Raw genomic sequence first — 16,736 nt, forward strand, 5'->3', positions numbered from 1 at the left:
CGTCGCCGGCTCGCCATTTTTGTTGTCTTCACGCTCTTCGTGCATCTCCCGTGCCCATGAGGCATACTTCCCTCACGTAATCAGAATCAGAGAACGGGAACCCTCATGCCGAACGCCGACGTCGATTCACACGCCGCCCTCCCTACCATCGCCGTCCTCGCAACCGGAGGCACGATCGCCGGATCGGGATCCCAAGGACGTGCGACGAACTATCGGCCCGGGCAGATCGGCATCGAAGACCTCGTCGGATGCGTCCCCGGCATCGATGCGGTCGCGCACGTGAAGGGCATGCAGATCTGCAACGTGAATTCCGACGATATCACGGGCGCGCACTGGATAGCGCTCGCGCGCACCATCGACGAGCTTGCCGCCCGTACCGACATCGACGGCTTCGTCGTGACGCACGGCACCGACACGATGGACGAAACGGCCTATTTCCTCAACCTGACCGTGAAGACCGACAAGCCCGTCGTCCTTACCGGCTCGATGCGTCCTGCGACCGCAACCTCGGCCGACGGTCCTATGAACCTCTTCCAGGCGCTCTCGTTGGCCGCAAGCCCCGATGCGCGCGGGCGCGGCGTGATGGTGGCGTTTTCCGACGCCATCTTCGGCGGACGGGACGTGCGCAAGGTATCCACCTTCCAGACCGACGCGTTCTCTGAGAACGACTTCGGATGCATGGGGTATCTCATCGACGGCCAGCCTTACTTCTTCAATGGCTCGACCAAGCTGCACACTCTCGGCACGGAATTCAACGCATCGGAAATCGACGGGCTTCCACGCGTCGACGCGGTCTATTTCACCGTGGATGCCGACCCCGGCGTCATCGACTACTGCGTCGAAAGCGGCGCACGAGGCATCATCGTCGTCGGTGCGGGATCGGGCGGCTACAGCACGCCCTGGAACGACCGCATCTCCGCGTTCGCCGGCCGCGGAATCCCCATCGTCCGCTGCTCGCGTGTCGGCGCGGGTCTTATCACGCACGATGATTTCTACCGCGGCGACCTTGTGCGCGGATGCGATCTGCCGCCCCAGAAGGCAGCGGTGCTTTTGCGCCTCGCGCTTACGAAGACGAGCGATACGACGCTGATCCAGCGCATGTTCGACGTCTACTGAGCCGGAAGCCCCCGCTCCTTTTCCGACAGTTCGTCGAATTTCGCCTTCATCGTCGCGTTGCCGCGGGTGAGCTTGCGCACCGTGAGCGCATCGGCCTTGTCGTTGGCCAGACGCAGATTGCGTTCCGAGCCGATCAAGGATTCCTTCACCTTCTGCAGATGGTCGATCGTCTTGTCGATCTCGTCGATGGCGTTCGAGAACTTCCTGCTTGCAAGATCGTAGTTGCGCGCGAACCGCTCCTTGAAATCGTTCAGGCTCTCTTCGAAGTTCGTCACGTCGATGTCCTGCTGACGCACGAGCGCGAGCTCGGAGCGGTATTTGAGGGATTCGAGCGCGGCATTGCGCAGGATCGTGATCATCGGGATGAAAAACTGCGGACGGATGACGTACATCTTGTCGAAGCGATACGACACGTCCACGATGCCGCCGTTGTACAGCTCGCTTTCAGGTTCGAGCAACGACACGAGCACGGCGTATTCGCATTTCTTCTCGGTGCGGTCGCGGTCGAGCTTCTTGAAGTGATCTTCGTTCCTCTTGTGGTGCGTGGCGCCGTCCTGCTCGTTTTTCATCTCGAACATGATCGAGATGATCTCGACGCCGTTCTCGTCGGTCTCGCGGTAGATGTAGTCGCCTTTGCTGCCGCCCGATGCGTCGTTGTCCTTCTCGAAATAGGCATTGCGAAACGCCGTCGCGCGCAGGCGATTGAACTCGATTTCGCAGTGCTGCTCGAGCGATTCGCCCAGAAGCTTCGTGTTCAGACGCGACCGCATGTCGCGAATACGTTCGATCTCCGCATCGCGCTCATGGATGACCAGGTCTTTCGCGTTCAGCTTGTCACGCAGTTCGCTTTCATGCTCGGCAGCGACGCGCCGCGCATCGGCCTGCTGCTGCTCGACGCGCGAGCGCAGGGCATCGCGGTCGCGTTCGACCTTCGCCAAAGCCTCGCGATGGCGCTCCTCCTCTTCAAGCAGGCGAATGCGCGTCTGGGCCTCCCCCGCCTGCGCAAGCCCCTCGATACGTGCGGTAAGCGCGGCGATCTGCGCGTCCTTTTCCTGAACGGCCTTTTGCAGCTCAAGAGCGGATGCGGCTTCGCGGGCAAGGCGCTGCTGCTCGTGCGCATCGCGCTCGAGGGCCAGACGCGCATCGATTTCCTGAGCGAACTCCGCGTCTCGGACCTGACGCACGATGCTCAGGTAGTCGCTTTCGTCCACCGTGAACACCGTTCCGCATTCAGGGCATTTGATTTCACTCATGTCGCTCCCATCCTCTTGTCGGCGGCCCGCAGATCGAACGGCGTGCCGCTTGCGGCCGAAGCGGCACGCCGACATGCATTCGAGCTTCGGGGAGCATTATAGGGAAACGGGCGCGCCTCGCGCGTCCTGCGATCGGGACAGGCCCTGGATCGCCGAATGGAACCGGGAGCCTCGAAACGGGAATCCTGTCGAGAACTCCCGTCGAGAACGAGCGATCTTCGCCGAGCGCGATGCCGCATTCCTGTACGGGGCATTTGGGCCCGTCTTTACCCCTGGAACAGCCGCGCGCGCATCTTGAGCGCTTGATACTGCTCGCGATACGTGCGGATGGCGGCGTGGAACGACTCGACGGCTCCGCGCAGATTCATCGCTTTGGTGCAGGTCCACGACGCATCGTTCACAAGAGCGGCGAATTTGTAGGGAAACGACCGCTTCACGTGCGACAACTGGGCGCGCACGCTTTCGAGCTGGGCCCGGATGAGCTCGCATTCGACCGCCATCTCATCGGCGGACAGCGATGCCCCCTCGGACGGTTCGCCTGCGTTGACAAGGCCTTCGACATCGATCTCCAACGCCAGCTGCCGCAAGCCGTCGGCATCCCCGCGCGCATAGAGCTCGTGCGCCTCGGCAAGCCGATGGGCGTCGAGGAGGCTCGTTCCGTGCGCGACCGTCGAATGGCAGCGGCGGATGATGAGCCGATAGTCCTCGCCCATCTCCTGCCACTTCGTGCCCGTCACATCGTGCGACGCGAAGCACATGCTCATATCGTCCACGGTGCGGGACCGCATGCCGGACAGCCTCTCGTCTGCAGCGCCGTATTTCGCGAAGACCTGGGCGTCGATGCGCTCGTCGATGATCGGGCGTCCCTCGAAATAATCGTCCGTCGCCAGCTCGAGACGCAGCTTCGCCTTGCGCGCATCGAGCTTCGCCTTGCTCAACGCACGTTCCCAGATGCCGATGTTCACCGAATAGCGCGCTTCGGTCAGAGGATTCACCCGCAACGTGACGTCTTCGAATTCGAAGACCGCGTCGACGAAGTCGTCGACGAGCATTCCGTGTTCGAGCGCGAGGAGCTCGGAATCGGAATACGCGCCGGAAAGCTCGAGCGCTATCCCGTCCGCCATGCCTTCGGCGACCTTCTCGCACACATCGCACGCCCCGCACCCCGCATCGCAGGCGATGCCCGCCTGCAGAGGGTCTCCGTCGAGAAACGTGCTCGCCATCCGATCGTCCTGCGCATCCTCGCGACCGCTCAGGCTCGGCATCGCGTCGCGCGTCGCGAATGCGCGATGCGCCGGACTGTCCGTTTCGTTGAATTCCATGCTCATCCCTTGGTCTCTCGTCATGTGTCGTAACGCATGGTACCTGAGATGACGCCGATAGTTTCCGTAAACTAACTTTTAAAGGCGAAAAGCATGAATGTCCCTCAAACATGAGAAAGGCTCCCGAAGGAGCCTGCGGATTCATGGTGGATCGTCGGGGACTCGAACCCCGGACCTTGGGATTAAGAGTCCCCTGCTCTACCAACTAAGCTAACGATCCGTGAAGATATGTGATGCGCCTTGAAAAGCGCTTGGCTATTATAGCGTAGGAGACACGCTTTGCAAGGGCTTTTCGTGCAAAAAGCTGGGGTGGGTGAAGGGACTCGAACCCTCGATCTCCAGAGCCACAATCTGGCGCCTTAGCCGACTAGGCCACACCCACCGTTTAACGCAAGTGGATACTATAGGGGCGTTCCAGGCTTTACGCAAGCCCTTTTCTCGTTTGCATCGAATCGAACGTTTTCTGCACATCGGGCGATGCCGAAACGCATAGGCGTTTCGCGTACGTGCCGCACGGAACCACGCATACGTGCGAAAAACGGCTTCGGCCGCACGCACCCTTCGGGCGCGACGCGCGGCGGCCCTGCGGCTGCTTGCTATATAATGCGTTCTGCACATCGTGCGCCGCGTGCCCCTGTGGCTCAATGGATAGAGCACCGGACTTCTAATCCGATGGTTGTGGGTTCGAATCCCGCCAGGGGCACCATTCCTCGCTTCTTCTCCGCGCCTTCCCGCGCATGCCGATGACCGCCGCGCACGACGCACGGCCTTCCCTGCACGCTTTCGACTTGATTCCGAGAGCCTTATAATCAAGGGAGGCGATGATGAAAGGAAGGAACGATCATGACTGACGCGAACACCACGAACGACGGCCAGGTTCCTCAGACCCCCGCAACTCCTCCTACCCCTCCCGGGGTTCCGCAGATCAATTACACCTCCGGACCGGCGTTCACCACCACGGAAGGCGCCACGCCCCAGAATCCCGGAGGATCTTCCGCCCCGGGCGCCGCGCCGGCCGCTCCGGCAGGCGCGCCTGCGACCCCGCCTGCAGCACCCGCATCGGCACCCGGCACGCCGACCGCACCCTATGCGCCCACGTCGGCTCCGGGCACCGCGCCTTCCTACGGCAACGCGGCGCCTCAGCAGCCTTTCGCAGGAGCGCCCGCCGGCTCCCATGTGCCTCCTCAGGGCGCGCCGCATGCGGCCCAGTATCCGCCATACGGCGGAACAGCAGGCATGCCGTCTGCCAATCCATCCAACGGCAAGGCCGTAGGCGCGCTCGTCTGCGGCATTCTCGCCATCGTCCTGTCCGGCTTCCCCCTCGTCGCCATCGTCCTCGGCATCGTCGCCATCGTCCTGGCCGGCCAGGTCGCCAAAACGGGATTCGAGGACGGAAAGGCCAAGGCGGGCAAGGTCTGCGGCATCGTAGGCATCGTCTTCGCGATCATCTGGTTCCTCATCGGCTTCATCATCGGCATCGGAACCCTCGCCACGCTCGCCGATGAAATCGAACACGGCTCCCCGTACGACGTCCCCTCCACCACGACGCCTGAAATCAACAACGGCACCGGAATCGGCTCGAACACGGCCGTCCCCGACCTATCATTCGACGAAGCGGAGACCAGCGCCGTCGGTGCGCTCGTCGATCCGACCATCGACGCCATCGAGAACCCTCCGGCGGCCTATCGCGCCGCTTGGGCACGGAACATCGACAGCGACTACGAGCTCGCCTGCGGCTACAGCTTGACCGAAATGGGCAAGGATCCCAACGCCGTCATCGACTGGGTGCTGGGCGGCATGACCGCCAGGCCCGATGGCGAAAGCTGGTATGCCTATACGGACGGCACGGGCGTCATCTACCTCGACGTGTACACGAATGACGCCTATCAGCTGCTCAACCAGACGTTCAGCGAGATAGCGGCGCTCGACAACCCCACCAAGGAAGATTGCAGCGCCGCGTTCGACCATGCCTTCAACGACGCGAACGCCAACCCGAAAGCGTATGTTTCGAACTACTACGCGGCAATAGGCGTGGACAAGCAGCCTGACGGATCCTACACGCTGAATCAGCAGTCCCTCGAAACCGAGATGAACTACATGTTCGGCAACTTCTAGAACCGCCGGCCGCCTGCATGGAGGCTCGCAGAAACGCGTTTAGGAGAATTGAACGCACCTGGAACGAAAGAAGGCCCGAAACGGGCCTTCTTTCGTATGCCGAACCAGCAAGACTCGCCGGCATACCCGTTCAAGCGGACATGCACGGCAGCGATCGCGTGCAGGGAAACACCATGCGAATCCGATGTGCGATGCACCGGTACGACCGCATATGCCTCGTTTCCGCAGAAACGTCGCGGCGCTGCGCCTCGATCGAGCGAGGCTTGCCGAATCTACGAGGATGCGATGGACACGTAGACGAGCTTGATCGTGTCGCTCAGGTTGCCGGACACGTTCGCCGAAGAATAGTCGTACGACAGACGAAGCGTCCATACGCCCGATGCTCCCGAATTGAACTGTCCCGATCCCTTGAACGTGTAGCTTTCCTGCAGCACGGTCTGGCCGTCTTCGGCATACGTCGTGTATTCGGCCTTGTCGGACGGAAGCTCGATCGCATCGGACGACATCACGCCGACGGATGCGAGCGTGTTCTGTACGATCTGCTGAGCGCCGATCAGATCGGTGAAGCTCGCGTCGCCATACCCGAGACGAGAGACCGACGCCGAGCATCCGGCGCTTATGACCACGCCGCTCGCATCGGTCGTCACATAGGCCGACGATGCCGTCGAATCCTTCGGAAGGGCGATGGTGACGTTCTGCCCCACGACCGCAGGCTCGGCGCCTTCGGCGGCATCGTCGCCCGGAGCTTCGGTCACGTCCGTCGAAGACGAGACGCTCGCACCGGGACCGAGCGCCTTGACGGCATCGTCGAGCGAAAGACCGAGCAGCGACGGAAGCGCGATGATCTCGTCAACCATTCCCACGCTCGACGTGCCCGCATCGCCCATGTCGCCCGTGACGATCACCGTGGCGGAATCGTCGGTGGAATCGGATGCGAGATCCTGGGCCTCGTTCACGAAGCCCAGGAAGAAGTAGACGAGCGCGGCCAAGAGCGCGACGAGCAGCACCGCGCAGATGCTCAGCGTGATGCGCACCTTGCGCGAATGGTTCCTATGATCGAAGCCGCGCACACCCGACGGCATCTCATTGCCCATGCGATCGGCAAGGGATTCCCCGGCCGGGAGGACGGGCGTGACGGTGCCCGCCTCATGAAGCCCCGAAGAAGCTGCTCCGGCGGCCTGGTTCTTCGATTCGACGGCTCCTGCCGGCGCCTCATGCTTTCCACGCGCCATACATCGCCCCTCTCGTAGGATTGAAACGAAACGCCGCCCGCGTCCCCGCCTTCCCGGACGAGCATGGCGCGGACGGCGTCGATACGGTCAGCCGAATAGATAGTAGAGGACGAATGCGACGATGAACAGCACCGCTCCTGCGAGCACATATTTCTGCGTCTTGTCCATAGGCCCTGCGCCGAGCGGGTCGCGCTTCTTTTCGTCATGTTTCTTCGATGCGCCCATGTTTCTCCTCGGGTTCGCTAGCGACCCTTCGTCTGCCCCTGGATGACCGCATTCGATCCGGCCGTGCTGGCGCTGTCGTTCAGAAGCGCCTCATTGCTCTTGGTGGACTTCGCGCCCGTGGAGGCAACGACGGGAAGGGACGAGAGATCGGTCGTCGAACCCAGCCATTTATTGGAGATCAAGCCGAGCACACCGCCTGAATCCAGCGAGGACAGCGCATCGGTGACGGCGGACTGGAGGTTCGCGTTGCTCGACGGCACGCCGATGCAGTATCCGCTGGGCTCTTCGAGCATGGCGATGGGAGCCACATCGACCTTGGAAGTATGCGCCGCGTAGGTGCCGATGACGGCATCGGCCGCGACGTAGTCCGCATCGCCGTTGGATAGGGACGAGAACGCCGACTGGAGGTTCGTCGCCGCGACGACCGACGCCTCGCCGAAGAGGTTCTCGACCGCCCACGCGCTGCGCGAGGAAACCTGCGCGGCGATCGACGGCGAGGAATCGGCAGTGGGCACCGTGGTGGAACCCGGCTTCGCGAAGAGCGTCACGCCGCTTTTGGCGTAGGGAGCGGACAGCCAGACGCCGTCGGCAGGATTGGACGTCGCCATGCCCATGGCGATATCGGCCTTGCCCGACGAGAGGGCCTCGGCCGCACCGGAATCTCCGACGTCTACGAGTTCGAGCTTAAGCCCCAGCTTGGACGCAAGCGCAGCAGCCACGTCCACGTTGTAGCCGACCGGCTTGCCATCGGAGGCGCCTGCGAAAGGCACGTCGTCGGCGTCGATGGCGACGCGCAGCGTGCCGGACTGTCCGATGGTCGGGGTGTCGACGGTCGGGGTCGGAGCCTCGGGTTCATAGGCTTCCGGTTGAAGGATGGACTGCACCTGGGCGCAGCCTGAAAGCGCCATCGCGGCGCAGAGTGTCAACGCGAGCACGAATGCGCCCACGAAACGACGTTTCATCATCGTTCCTCTATTCCTGCTTCATCTACCTGCATGAATGACGGCTTCTTTCGGCTGACCTAGTCTTTGCCCCCACACTCGCGCACCGGGGATTCGCGTCGCCGCTCCACCCTCTCTTCCAGGCGGCCTGGATGGCCGCGGAAACGACCGGAAGGTACGACTTACTTCTAGGATACGCCATGCTCGCATGCGCCGAAACGCAGCTTACGTGGACCCTTTTGACCGCATCTGCCATGGGCTTGGAGGTTGCCCTCCGCAACTACAGACCCGAAAGAATTACCGGGACAGTTTAGCAGATTTTCTTCTATGCGCCCGAAAGCCCCCGTCCTGTTCGGGATCTGGAAGAATCCTTACAGATGGACGTCACATATGCGCACGAAGCCGACAGGGTCCGAACGCTAGCATCGTCCGAGCGAAGGATGGACGGGACGAAGCGAAAGGAACGAAGGCGCATGCTGGCATCCGTGGCGCAGGCGGCGATCGAGATGCTCTGGCCGACGCGATGCGCGGCCTGCGACGCCCCGGGATGCGTGCTCTGCCCCGCATGCCGATCGTCCCTTCCCTGCATCGATGCGTTGAATGCATGCCCGACCTGCGGCGACCCGCACGGGCGCATCCAGTGCGCCCGCTGCGCGATGCGATCCATGGCAGGCTCGGACGCACCCGTGGACGAATGCCGCAGCGCCGCACGGTTCGAAGGTGGCATGGCGCGCGCGATGCGCGCCTACAAGGATCAGGGCGAACAGAGGCTTGCGATTCCCTTCGCGCTGCTCATCGCAGACGCGACGCCTGAATCATGGACAAGGGGCGAGACGGCGGTCGTGCCCGTGCCGCCGACGAAGGACGCGCTGCGCCGTCGAGGCTTCGACCATATCATGCCTATAGCCCGGGAATACGCCGGCATGCTCGGACTCGAGGTCGCCCCCGTTGTGTCCGCAGGACGGCGCGCCGATCAGAGAAAGCTCGGAAGGGCCGATCGCATACGCAATATGTCCGAGGCCTTCGCGCCGCGCGAGGGAATGCCGTTTCCGCGCAGCGCGATCATCGTCGACGACGTGTTCACGACCGGCGCGACCACCGACGAAGTCGCGCGCGTGCTACGTCGCGGCGGCACACGGCTCGTTCGCGCCATCACGATCGCCCGGGCCTGAAGAGACTGCTATCATGAAGCGAAACGCATGCCGCGACGCCGCGAACGAACGAAGATTCCTACGGCATCGAAAGGTGGCATCATGCCCGCAATGATTCTCGCACGCCTCTACCGCATACTGCCCCTGCTGGTCATCCTTGCAATTCTCGCTCTCGGCATCTACGCCTTCGTGTCATGGCGCTATACGCCGAACCGTGCGAAGGAAGTCGTCATCAAGCTGTTCGTCGTGCTGAATGCGGGACTTGCGGCCTTCTTCGCGCTCGCCACGCTCTATGCCCTGCTCGAAGGCAACGCGTTCGTGACCGATTTCTTCCTGACGTGCGCCCTCATGATGCTCGTCCTGCTCGTTGCCACGCTCGGCTGCCGCCGGCGCTTCCTGAAGAACCATCCGCACTACGCATGGAAGCGGACCGACTCCTCTGCGCACGAACGTCTACGAGAGCTTCTGAAGAAGCGCTGATGCGCACGGCCATCGGGAAGCGGCGCGCCTTCTATGCTAGAATGCCCGATGGCTCATCCACGTGCCAGTGTGGCGCAACGGTAGCGCAACTGATTTGTAATCAGTGGGTTGCAGGTTCGATTCCTGTCACTGGCTCCATGTATGAACGCAGGTCAGAAGATTGCTTCTGACCTGCTTTTGCGTTATGTCCGAAAGGCGGACCGCATGCGCGCGCGCTACCTCTTCTTCGATATCGACGGCACGCTCGCCGCCGGGCCCATCGGCCGCCGATACATCCCGGAAAGCGCGAAACGCGCCATAGATCTGGCACGCGCCGCCGGGCATGTCTGCGCCGTCGCGACCGGCCGCAGCCATGCGATGGCGGAGCCGTACCGTCAGGAACTCGGGTTCTCCCTCATGGTGAGCGACGGCGGCGCCGGCATCACGGTCGACGGGCGCCTCGTCGCGCTCGAGCCGCTCGACCGCGAACCCTGCCTGCGCCTGTTGGAGGAATGCGAGGAAAAGCGCGTGCCTTGGGCGATTTCTTCCGACGACAGCAGATTCCGCACGACGATCGACCGCCGCTTCGACGATGCGGTATCCGAAGGGTACATGGACACGATCATCACGCCTGAACTGGATTTCCACGACGTGCCCGCGTTCTACAAGCTCTATATCGCCTGCACGGCCGCCGAGGAGCATCGGCTTTCGCGCCTCTCCGACGTGCCGCAGGCGCGCTTCAGCCCGGATTGCCTGTTCATCGAGCCTGTCGACAAGGGTGCGGGCATACGACGCATCATGAAGCATCTGAACGCTCCCGTAGAAGACGTCATCGTGTTCGGAGACGGCAGCAACGACCTCAGCATGTTCTGCCCCGAATGGACCTGCGTCGCCATGGGAAACGCCATCGACAAGCTCAAAGAGCGCGCCGACCTCGTCACGACCGATGCGGACGACGACGGGATATGGAACGCCTGCGTCCGCCTCGGCCTGTTCCCGGCGAACGATGCGTCTTAACGCGCGGTGCCTTGCGAAAGGCAGGGCTCGGAACACGGAAGCCCGATGCCGATTCTCGGCTATTCGAGCGTAAGGAGCTTGGCGATCTGGACGGCGTTGCTCGCGGCGCCTTTGCGGATCTGGTCGCCGACGCACCAGAGCGAGAGCGCGTGCACGCCATCGGCGGCCGAAATATCCTCACGCACGCGGCCGACGTAAACGAGGTCCTGATCGGTCGTCTCGAGCGGCATCGGATAGCGCGCGGATGCCGGATCGTCCACGAGCTTCACGCCCGGCGCGCAGGAGAGGGCCTCGCGCGCCTCGTCGGGAGAAAGCGCGCGGTCGAGTTCGACCGTGATGCTCTCGGAATGCGAACGCATCACCGGCACGCGCACGCAGGTGCAGTTCACGCGCAGGTCGGGCAGATGCATGATCTTACGGCCCTCGTTCTGCATCTTCATTTCCTCGGACGTGTACGCATTGTCGCCGAACCCGCCGATCTGCGGGATGGCATTGAACGCGAGCTGATAGGAGAAAGCCGTCGGTTCGGCGACTGTCTTTCCTGCCGCGATGCGGCGCGACTGGTCCTCAAGCTCGCGCAGGCCCCCGATGCCGGCGCCCGAAGCGGCCTGATAGGTCGAAGCGATGATGCGGCGAATGCCTGCAGCCTTATGAAGGGGGTTCACGGCGACCAGGCCTATGATCGTGGCGCAGTTCGGATTGGCGATGATGCCCGTATGCGCGGCAACGTCTTCGGGGTTGACCTCGGGAATGACGAGGGGTACGTCGGAATCCAGACGGTACGCGCTCGAATTGTCCACCGTGACGCAGCCCTTCTCGCGCGCGATAGGCACGAAACGACGGGCGATATCGTTCTCTGCGGCGCCGAGCAGGATATCGACGCCATCGAGCGCGGCGTCGGACGCTTCCTCGACGACGAGCGTCTCTCCTTTGAAATCGACCGTCTTGCCTGCGCTGCGCGCCGAGGCGAGGAGCTTCACCGACGCAAGCGGGAAGTCCTGCTCGTCCAGGCACTGCAGCATCTGCTGACCGACGACGCCCGTGGCGCCGAGGATGGCGACGTTGTACGAACGCATTAGAATCCCCTGTTCTTCTTCTGCCTGCACTGCTCGCTCTGTTCGAGTTCGGCAACCGTGATCACGTTCTCGTCGGAATCGATGAAGCCATGGTAGATGACGCTGATGGCCTTCTCGAAATCGGCATCGTCGACACCGACGATGATGTCGAGCTCTTCGGAGCCCTGGGCGATCATGCGGATATTGATGCCTGCACGGCCGAGCTCGCCGAACAGGCGGCCGGAAACGCCCGGACGATGCGGCATGTTGCGCCCCACCGTCGAGATGAGCGCGATATGGTCGACGATCTCGATCTCGTCGGGTTCTATCTCGGTGTTGATGTCGGCCACGATGGAGTACAGGCAGTCCTTCACATCGTCGCCCTGGACGACCACGGCGAAGGAATCGATGCCCGTCGGAATATGCTCGATGCTCACGCGGTAGCGTTCGAAGATCGTGAGCGCGCGGCGCACGATGCCCACCTTGTTGGACATGTGGTTCTGCTTGATATGCACCGCCACGAAGTCGCGCTTGCCGGCGATGCCCGTGATGATGGGCTCGTCGGTCGTGGGATCGGTGAATTCGCTGATGATCGTGCCCCGGTCCTGCGGGCGGTTCGTGTTCTTGATGGCGAGGGGAATGCCGGCTTCCTTGACCGGGAAGATGGCTTCCTCGTGCAGGACGCTCGCGCCCATGTACGAAAGCTCGCGAAGCTCGGCGTAGGTGATGCGCGCGATGGACTTGGGATTATCGACGATGCGCGGGTCTGCGGACAGGAAGCCCGAGACGTCGGTCCAGTTCTCGTACAGATCGGCGCCGACGCATTGCGCCAAGATGGCGCCCGTGATGTCTCCGCCGCCGCGATCGAGCAGACGCACCTCGCCGTCGGGAGCGGCGCCGTAGAAGCCCGGCAGCACGAAGCGGCCGTGCACCTCGATCGCCTTCTGCACCTGGGCGGCCGTCTTCTCCATGTCGATCTGGCCGTCGGGCGCGAAGGCGATGACCTCGGTCGCGTCCACGAACGGGAAGCCCAGGTTCTCGGCCATCAGGCGCGCAGTGAAATACTCGCCGCGGCTCACGATGAACTCGGGCGTGTAGTCGCCGGCGACCGCTCTATGATGGAAGCGGCCGAATTCCTGGCTGATCGGATACGTAAGCCCGAGGTCGCGGGCGATTTCGCAGAAACGCTGGCCCACCGTGCCCAGAAGGTCGTCGCAGGAGACGCGGTACTGCAGGTGCGCGTTCGCCAGATACAGAAGGTCGGTGACCTTGGAATCGCGCGAGTCGCGCTTGCCTATGGCCGAGACCACGACGAACTGGCGCGCGGGGTCGGATTCGATGATGCCCTTGATTTTCTTGAACTGGCCTGCGGAGCTGACGCTCGAACCGCCGAACTTCGTAATCTTAATCATGCGTTAACGTCCTTTCGGGTGGCGCGAAGGCTCCGCGCGGGAATGCTTTGCTAGACTTGATGCATGCCGCGCGAGGCCCCGTTCCCGCGCGAAGGCGGAGAGACCAGGAGAAGTCGCATGCCAATGTATCACAGCACCCGCAGCGTAACCGAGCAGCTGACGGCCAAAAGCGCAGTACTCGCAGGAATCGCACCGGACGGAGGCCTCTATGTGACCGACGACCTCTCCGAGTTGCGTTTCGACCTGTCCGACATCACGTCGAAGGATTTCCGCGGCATCGCGCGGCAGGTGCTCGGGCGCCTCTTCGACGACTATGCCGACGAAGAGATCGCCGAATGCGTCGATGCGGCCTACGGATCGACCTTCGACTCCCCCGCCGTCACGCCCCTTGTGCCCGTGGGCGACGACTACGTCCTCGAGCTCTTCCATGGACCGACGAGCGCGTTCAAAGACGTTGCGCTTCAGATGCTTCCCCAGCTCATGAGCCATGCGCGCCGCGATGGCGAACGCATCATGATACTGACGGCCACGAGCGGCGATACCGGCAAGGCGGCGCTCGCGGGCTTCGCCGACACGCCGGGGCTCGGCATCGCGGTCTTCTATCCCCAGGGCGGCACGAGCGATATCCAACGCCTCCAAATGACCACGCAGGAAGGCGGCAACGTCTCCGTCTGCGCGATCGAGGGCAATTTCGACGATGCGCAAAGCGGTGTGAAGAAGCTTTTCGTGGATACGGCCCTGCATGACGAGCTCGCGGACGCGGGCGTGCGCCTCTCGAGCGCCAACTCCATCAATATCGGACGCCTCGCACCGCAGATCACCTACTATTTCGATGCGTATGCGCAGCTTCTGCGCGCCGGCGCGATAGAGCTCGGCGACGAGGTCGAGTTCTGCGTGCCCACGGGCAACTTCGGCGACGTGCTCGCCGGCTGGTACGCACGCGAGCTCGGACTTCCCGTCGCGCGCTTCATCGTGGCGAGCAACGCCAACGATGTCCTGACCGACTTCTTCGCCACGGGCGCCTACGACCGCAACCGCCCCTTCTTCCGCACCATATCCCCCAGCATGGACATCCTGATCTCGAGCAATCTCGAGCGTCTCATCTACTACATGGGCGGAGGGGATGCCGCGTACGTGAACGGCCTCATGGAAGACCTCGCGCGCGACGGGCGCTACGAGGTGCGCCCCGACATCATGGATGCGATCCGCACGCTCTTCGCGGCCGGCAGCGCCGACGACGACGCGACGCGCGCCGAGATCGCGGCATGCCGCGACGAGCACGGCTACGTGCTCGACCCGCATACCGCCGTCGCCGTCCGCGTCGCGCGCGACCTGCCGCGCACGACCGGCGCCAAGGCGCGCATCATCCTCGCGACCGCAAGTCCCTACAAGTTCGCCGCAGACGTCTGCGAGGCGCTCGACATCCGCGCCGACGCCGCCGCGCCGTTCGACTGCATGCGTGCGCTCGAAGACGCGACCGGCACCGCGGCGCCCCGCCCCCTCTCGGCGCTCGAAGGCGCGACGGAGAGGTTCGACGACGGCATCGCGCCCGAGCAGATGCGCGCCTATGTCGTCCGCGCATGCAAGGAGGCGACATGGGAGTAAGGATCACCGTTCCGGCCACCTCGGCGAACATCGGCATCGGCTACGACTGCCTGGGCATGGCCATGACGCTGCATGCGACGTTCGACTTCGCGCGCGCCGATGCCCTGCGCATCACGGGCTGCCCCGAAGAATTCCAGAACGAACGCAACCTGGTCTACCGCTCGTTCACCCTCGCCCTCGCGCATTGGGGGGAAGAGCCCTTCCCCATCGCGATCGATATGGACTGCCCTATCCCCATCGCGCGCGGCCTGGGATCGTCGTCCGCATGCACCGTCGCAGGCATCATGGGCGCCGCATCGCTGACCGGACGCATCATCCGCCGCGACGAGGCCGTGGCCATCGCGACCGAGATGGAGGGGCATCCCGACAACGTGGCGCCCGCCATCATGGGATCGCTCGTCTGCTCGTTCATGCCCGAGTCCGGCGTTCCGGAATGCATCCGTTACGAAGTCAACCGCAAGCTGCACTTCGTCACCGTGGTGCCGCCCTACGAGGTGCACACCGCCGACGCGCGCAAGGTCGTGCCGACGAAGGTCGACCTCTCGACCGCCGTCTGGCAGATGGGCCGCATCTCGGGGCTCACGCGCGGGCTCGAATCGGGCGACGCCGCGCTCATCTCGTCCGCCTGCCACGACAGGCTCCAAGAGCCGTTCCGCAAGGCGCTCATCCCTGACTACCAGGATATACGCGACACCTGCATGGACGGCGGCGCGCTTGCGATGTGGATTTCCGGGTCGGGGTCGACGATGATGGCCGCCATCGACGACGGGCTCGTCGCGGAAAGCCTGCGCGCCCGCATCAAGGCGATGCACCCCGACTTCGACGTCTCCGTGCTCGACTGCGACCCGCACGGCGTGCGCATCGAGATGGACTAGCCGACGGAGCCTACGGCCGTCCGATCGAGCGACGCCGGGACGAGCACCCCTTCGTATGAAAGGAAATCGGGGATGAAGCTCTCCTCGGCCGCCGCGCCGTCCTGCCAGAAATAATCCTCGATTCCCAGCGAATCCGCGAAATCGAGCAGTTCCTCGTATTCGTCGGCGGTCACGCGCCGCGAAAGCTCAGGGTGCTGCGAAAACGTGCGCACAGGCGTGTATTGGCTCATGAGGCTGAGCGTCACGGCATCTCCGTAGGCCTCGGCCACGTGATGCACGTTTTCGCACGCTTCGCCCACATGGCCAGGCAGAAGCAGGATGCGGACGATGACCCGGGCGCCTGTCGCCGCCATGGCGGCCAGGGCTTCGCGGGCGACGCGCGGGTACTCGGGCGCATGCGAGAACGCCCGCGCGGTTTCAGGATGGGCGTAACGCAGGTCGGTCAGAAACGTGTCGACGTACCCTCTCAGGGACGCGATCGCGCGCGGCGCCTCGTATCCCGACGTGTTGTACACGATCGGAAGGTTCAAGCCGTGCGCGCGGGCCTCGTCGAGCGCGATGCGGATATGCGGCACGTAGTGCGTCGGCGTGACCAGATTGATATTGAGCGCGCCTTGGTCCTGCAGCTCGAGAAAGATATGCGCAAGCCGGTCGATGCCGATATCAAGACCCGCATCGCCGTTCGCGATGGCGCGATTCTGGCAATAGATGCAGTGAAGGGGGCAATGGCTGAAGAACACGGTGCCGCTGCCCGCCTCCCCTGAAATGGGAGGCTCTTCCCAATGATGGAGGGCCGCGCGCGCGACGCGCACCGATGCCCCTGCGCCGCACACGCCCCGATGCCCGGCGTTCCTGTCGGCGCCGCAGGCGCGCGGGCAGAGCGCGCAGCGCGAGAGTTCGGGAAGCGTCGGGGCGGGACGCACGGCGCCGCCCGGCGATGCGGAAGCCATCGGGTCGG

The 16,736-nt window shown here is 63.6% G+C and carries 15 protein-coding genes and 4 tRNA genes; 9 read left to right on the forward strand and 10 right to left on the reverse strand.

Going from position 1 to position 16,736, the window contains the following annotated elements; translation table 11 throughout:
• The first annotated feature begins 105 nt into the window (after positions 1-105).
• Positions 106-1,116 carry an asparaginase gene (locus HMPREF0762_RS01495; protein ID WP_006361581.1) on the forward strand — a complete coding sequence of 337 codons (1,011 nt, stop codon included), beginning with the start codon at positions 106-108 and terminating at the stop codon, positions 1,114-1,116.
• On the opposite strand, the gene HMPREF0762_RS01500 is transcribed toward HMPREF0762_RS01495, so the two are convergent.
• The 4 genes from HMPREF0762_RS01500 to HMPREF0762_RS01515 all read right to left on the reverse strand — a co-directional run bounded on the left by HMPREF0762_RS01500 (position 1,110) and on the right by HMPREF0762_RS01515 (position 4,073).
• Complete coding sequence (locus HMPREF0762_RS01500) at positions 1,110-2,369, reverse strand: DUF2130 domain-containing protein (protein ID WP_006361582.1); 1,260 nt, start codon at positions 2,367-2,369, stop codon at positions 1,110-1,112. The two genes, HMPREF0762_RS01495 and HMPREF0762_RS01500, sit on opposite strands and share 7 nt — an antisense overlap.
• Positions 2,370-2,635: 266 nt before the next feature.
• Positions 2,636-3,691, reverse strand: a complete 1,056-nt coding sequence (locus tag HMPREF0762_RS01505) for an integrase (protein ID WP_115314184.1) — start codon at positions 3,689-3,691, stop codon at positions 2,636-2,638.
• Positions 3,692-3,835: 144 nt separating this feature from the next.
• A tRNA-Lys gene (locus HMPREF0762_RS01510) sits at positions 3,836-3,911 on the reverse strand.
• 85 nt (positions 3,912-3,996) lie between these two features.
• Positions 3,997-4,073 (reverse strand) — tRNA-His (locus HMPREF0762_RS01515).
• Between the two features lie 248 nt (positions 4,074-4,321).
• Between HMPREF0762_RS01515 and HMPREF0762_RS01525 the strand changes: the two genes are divergently transcribed.
• Positions 4,322-4,397, forward strand: a tRNA-Arg gene (locus tag HMPREF0762_RS01525).
• A 137-nt stretch (positions 4,398-4,534) separates the two neighbouring features.
• Positions 4,535-5,806 (forward strand): DUF4190 domain-containing protein, encoded by a 1,272-nt coding sequence (locus HMPREF0762_RS01530; protein ID WP_040618774.1) that lies wholly within the window; start codon positions 4,535-4,537, stop codon positions 5,804-5,806.
• A gap of 272 nt (positions 5,807-6,078) precedes the next feature.
• On the opposite strand, the gene HMPREF0762_RS01535 is transcribed toward HMPREF0762_RS01530, so the two are convergent.
• From HMPREF0762_RS01535 to HMPREF0762_RS01540, 3 genes are all read right to left on the reverse strand, one after another.
• On the reverse strand, positions 6,079-7,038 hold the full coding sequence (locus HMPREF0762_RS01535; protein ID WP_006361587.1) for a hypothetical protein: 960 nt from the start codon (positions 7,036-7,038) through the stop codon (positions 6,079-6,081).
• Between the two features lie 87 nt (positions 7,039-7,125).
• Positions 7,126-7,263, reverse strand: a complete 138-nt coding sequence (locus HMPREF0762_RS09295; protein ID WP_006361588.1) for a hypothetical protein — start codon at positions 7,261-7,263, stop codon at positions 7,126-7,128.
• Positions 7,264-7,280: 17 nt separating this feature from the next.
• Positions 7,281-8,225, reverse strand: a complete 945-nt coding sequence (locus tag HMPREF0762_RS01540) for a substrate-binding periplasmic protein (RefSeq protein WP_115314185.1) — start codon at positions 8,223-8,225, stop codon at positions 7,281-7,283.
• Positions 8,226-8,677: 452 nt separating this feature from the next.
• Between HMPREF0762_RS01540 and HMPREF0762_RS01545 the strand changes: the two genes are divergently transcribed.
• The 4 genes from HMPREF0762_RS01545 to HMPREF0762_RS01560 all read left to right on the forward strand — a co-directional run bounded on the left by HMPREF0762_RS01545 (position 8,678) and on the right by HMPREF0762_RS01560 (position 10,831).
• Positions 8,678-9,376, forward strand: coding sequence for a ComF family protein (locus HMPREF0762_RS01545; protein WP_245935470.1), 699 nt, complete (start codon positions 8,678-8,680; stop codon positions 9,374-9,376).
• An 81-nt stretch (positions 9,377-9,457) separates the two neighbouring features.
• Positions 9,458-9,835: a hypothetical protein gene (locus HMPREF0762_RS01550; protein WP_050759687.1), complete on the forward strand. Its 378-nt coding sequence runs from the start codon at positions 9,458-9,460 to the stop codon at positions 9,833-9,835.
• 63 nt (positions 9,836-9,898) lie between these two features.
• Positions 9,899-9,973: transfer RNA gene (locus tag HMPREF0762_RS01555), tRNA-Thr, on the forward strand.
• Between the two features lie 66 nt (positions 9,974-10,039).
• Complete coding sequence (locus HMPREF0762_RS01560; protein ID WP_040619157.1) at positions 10,040-10,831, forward strand: HAD family hydrolase; 792 nt, start codon at positions 10,040-10,042, stop codon at positions 10,829-10,831.
• A 59-nt stretch (positions 10,832-10,890) separates the two neighbouring features.
• Here the strand turns inward: HMPREF0762_RS01560 and HMPREF0762_RS01565 are convergent, their stop codons facing one another.
• Both HMPREF0762_RS01565 and HMPREF0762_RS01570 read right to left on the reverse strand, forming a co-directional pair.
• Positions 10,891-11,907, reverse strand: a complete 1,017-nt coding sequence (locus HMPREF0762_RS01565; protein WP_006361596.1) for an aspartate-semialdehyde dehydrogenase — start codon at positions 11,905-11,907, stop codon at positions 10,891-10,893.
• Positions 11,907-13,298 (reverse strand): aspartate kinase, encoded by a 1,392-nt coding sequence (locus HMPREF0762_RS01570; protein ID WP_006361597.1) that lies wholly within the window; start codon positions 13,296-13,298, stop codon positions 11,907-11,909. The genes HMPREF0762_RS01565 and HMPREF0762_RS01570 overlap by 1 nt, the downstream gene beginning before the upstream one ends.
• Before the next feature lie 117 nt (positions 13,299-13,415).
• On the opposite strand from HMPREF0762_RS01570, the gene thrC reads away from it, so the two are divergent.
• Both thrC and thrB read left to right on the forward strand, forming a co-directional pair.
• Positions 13,416-14,903, forward strand: a complete 1,488-nt coding sequence (gene thrC, locus HMPREF0762_RS01575; RefSeq protein ID WP_040618780.1) for a threonine synthase — start codon at positions 13,416-13,418, stop codon at positions 14,901-14,903.
• A complete protein-coding gene (gene thrB, locus HMPREF0762_RS01580) occupies positions 14,894-15,778 on the forward strand; it encodes a homoserine kinase (RefSeq protein WP_040618782.1) in 885 nt (294 codons plus the stop codon). Before thrC ends, thrB begins: the two co-directional genes overlap by 10 nt.
• Here the strand turns inward: thrB and HMPREF0762_RS01585 are convergent.
• Positions 15,775-16,728: a radical SAM protein gene (locus HMPREF0762_RS01585; RefSeq protein WP_050759668.1), complete on the reverse strand. Its 954-nt coding sequence runs from the start codon at positions 16,726-16,728 to the stop codon at positions 15,775-15,777. The genes thrB and HMPREF0762_RS01585 overlap by 4 nt on opposite strands.
• Positions 16,729-16,736: the final 8 nt, after the last annotated feature.

Source organism: Slackia exigua ATCC 700122 (assembly GCF_000162875.1).
GTDB lineage: Bacteria > Actinomycetota > Coriobacteriia > Coriobacteriales > Eggerthellaceae > Slackia > Slackia exigua.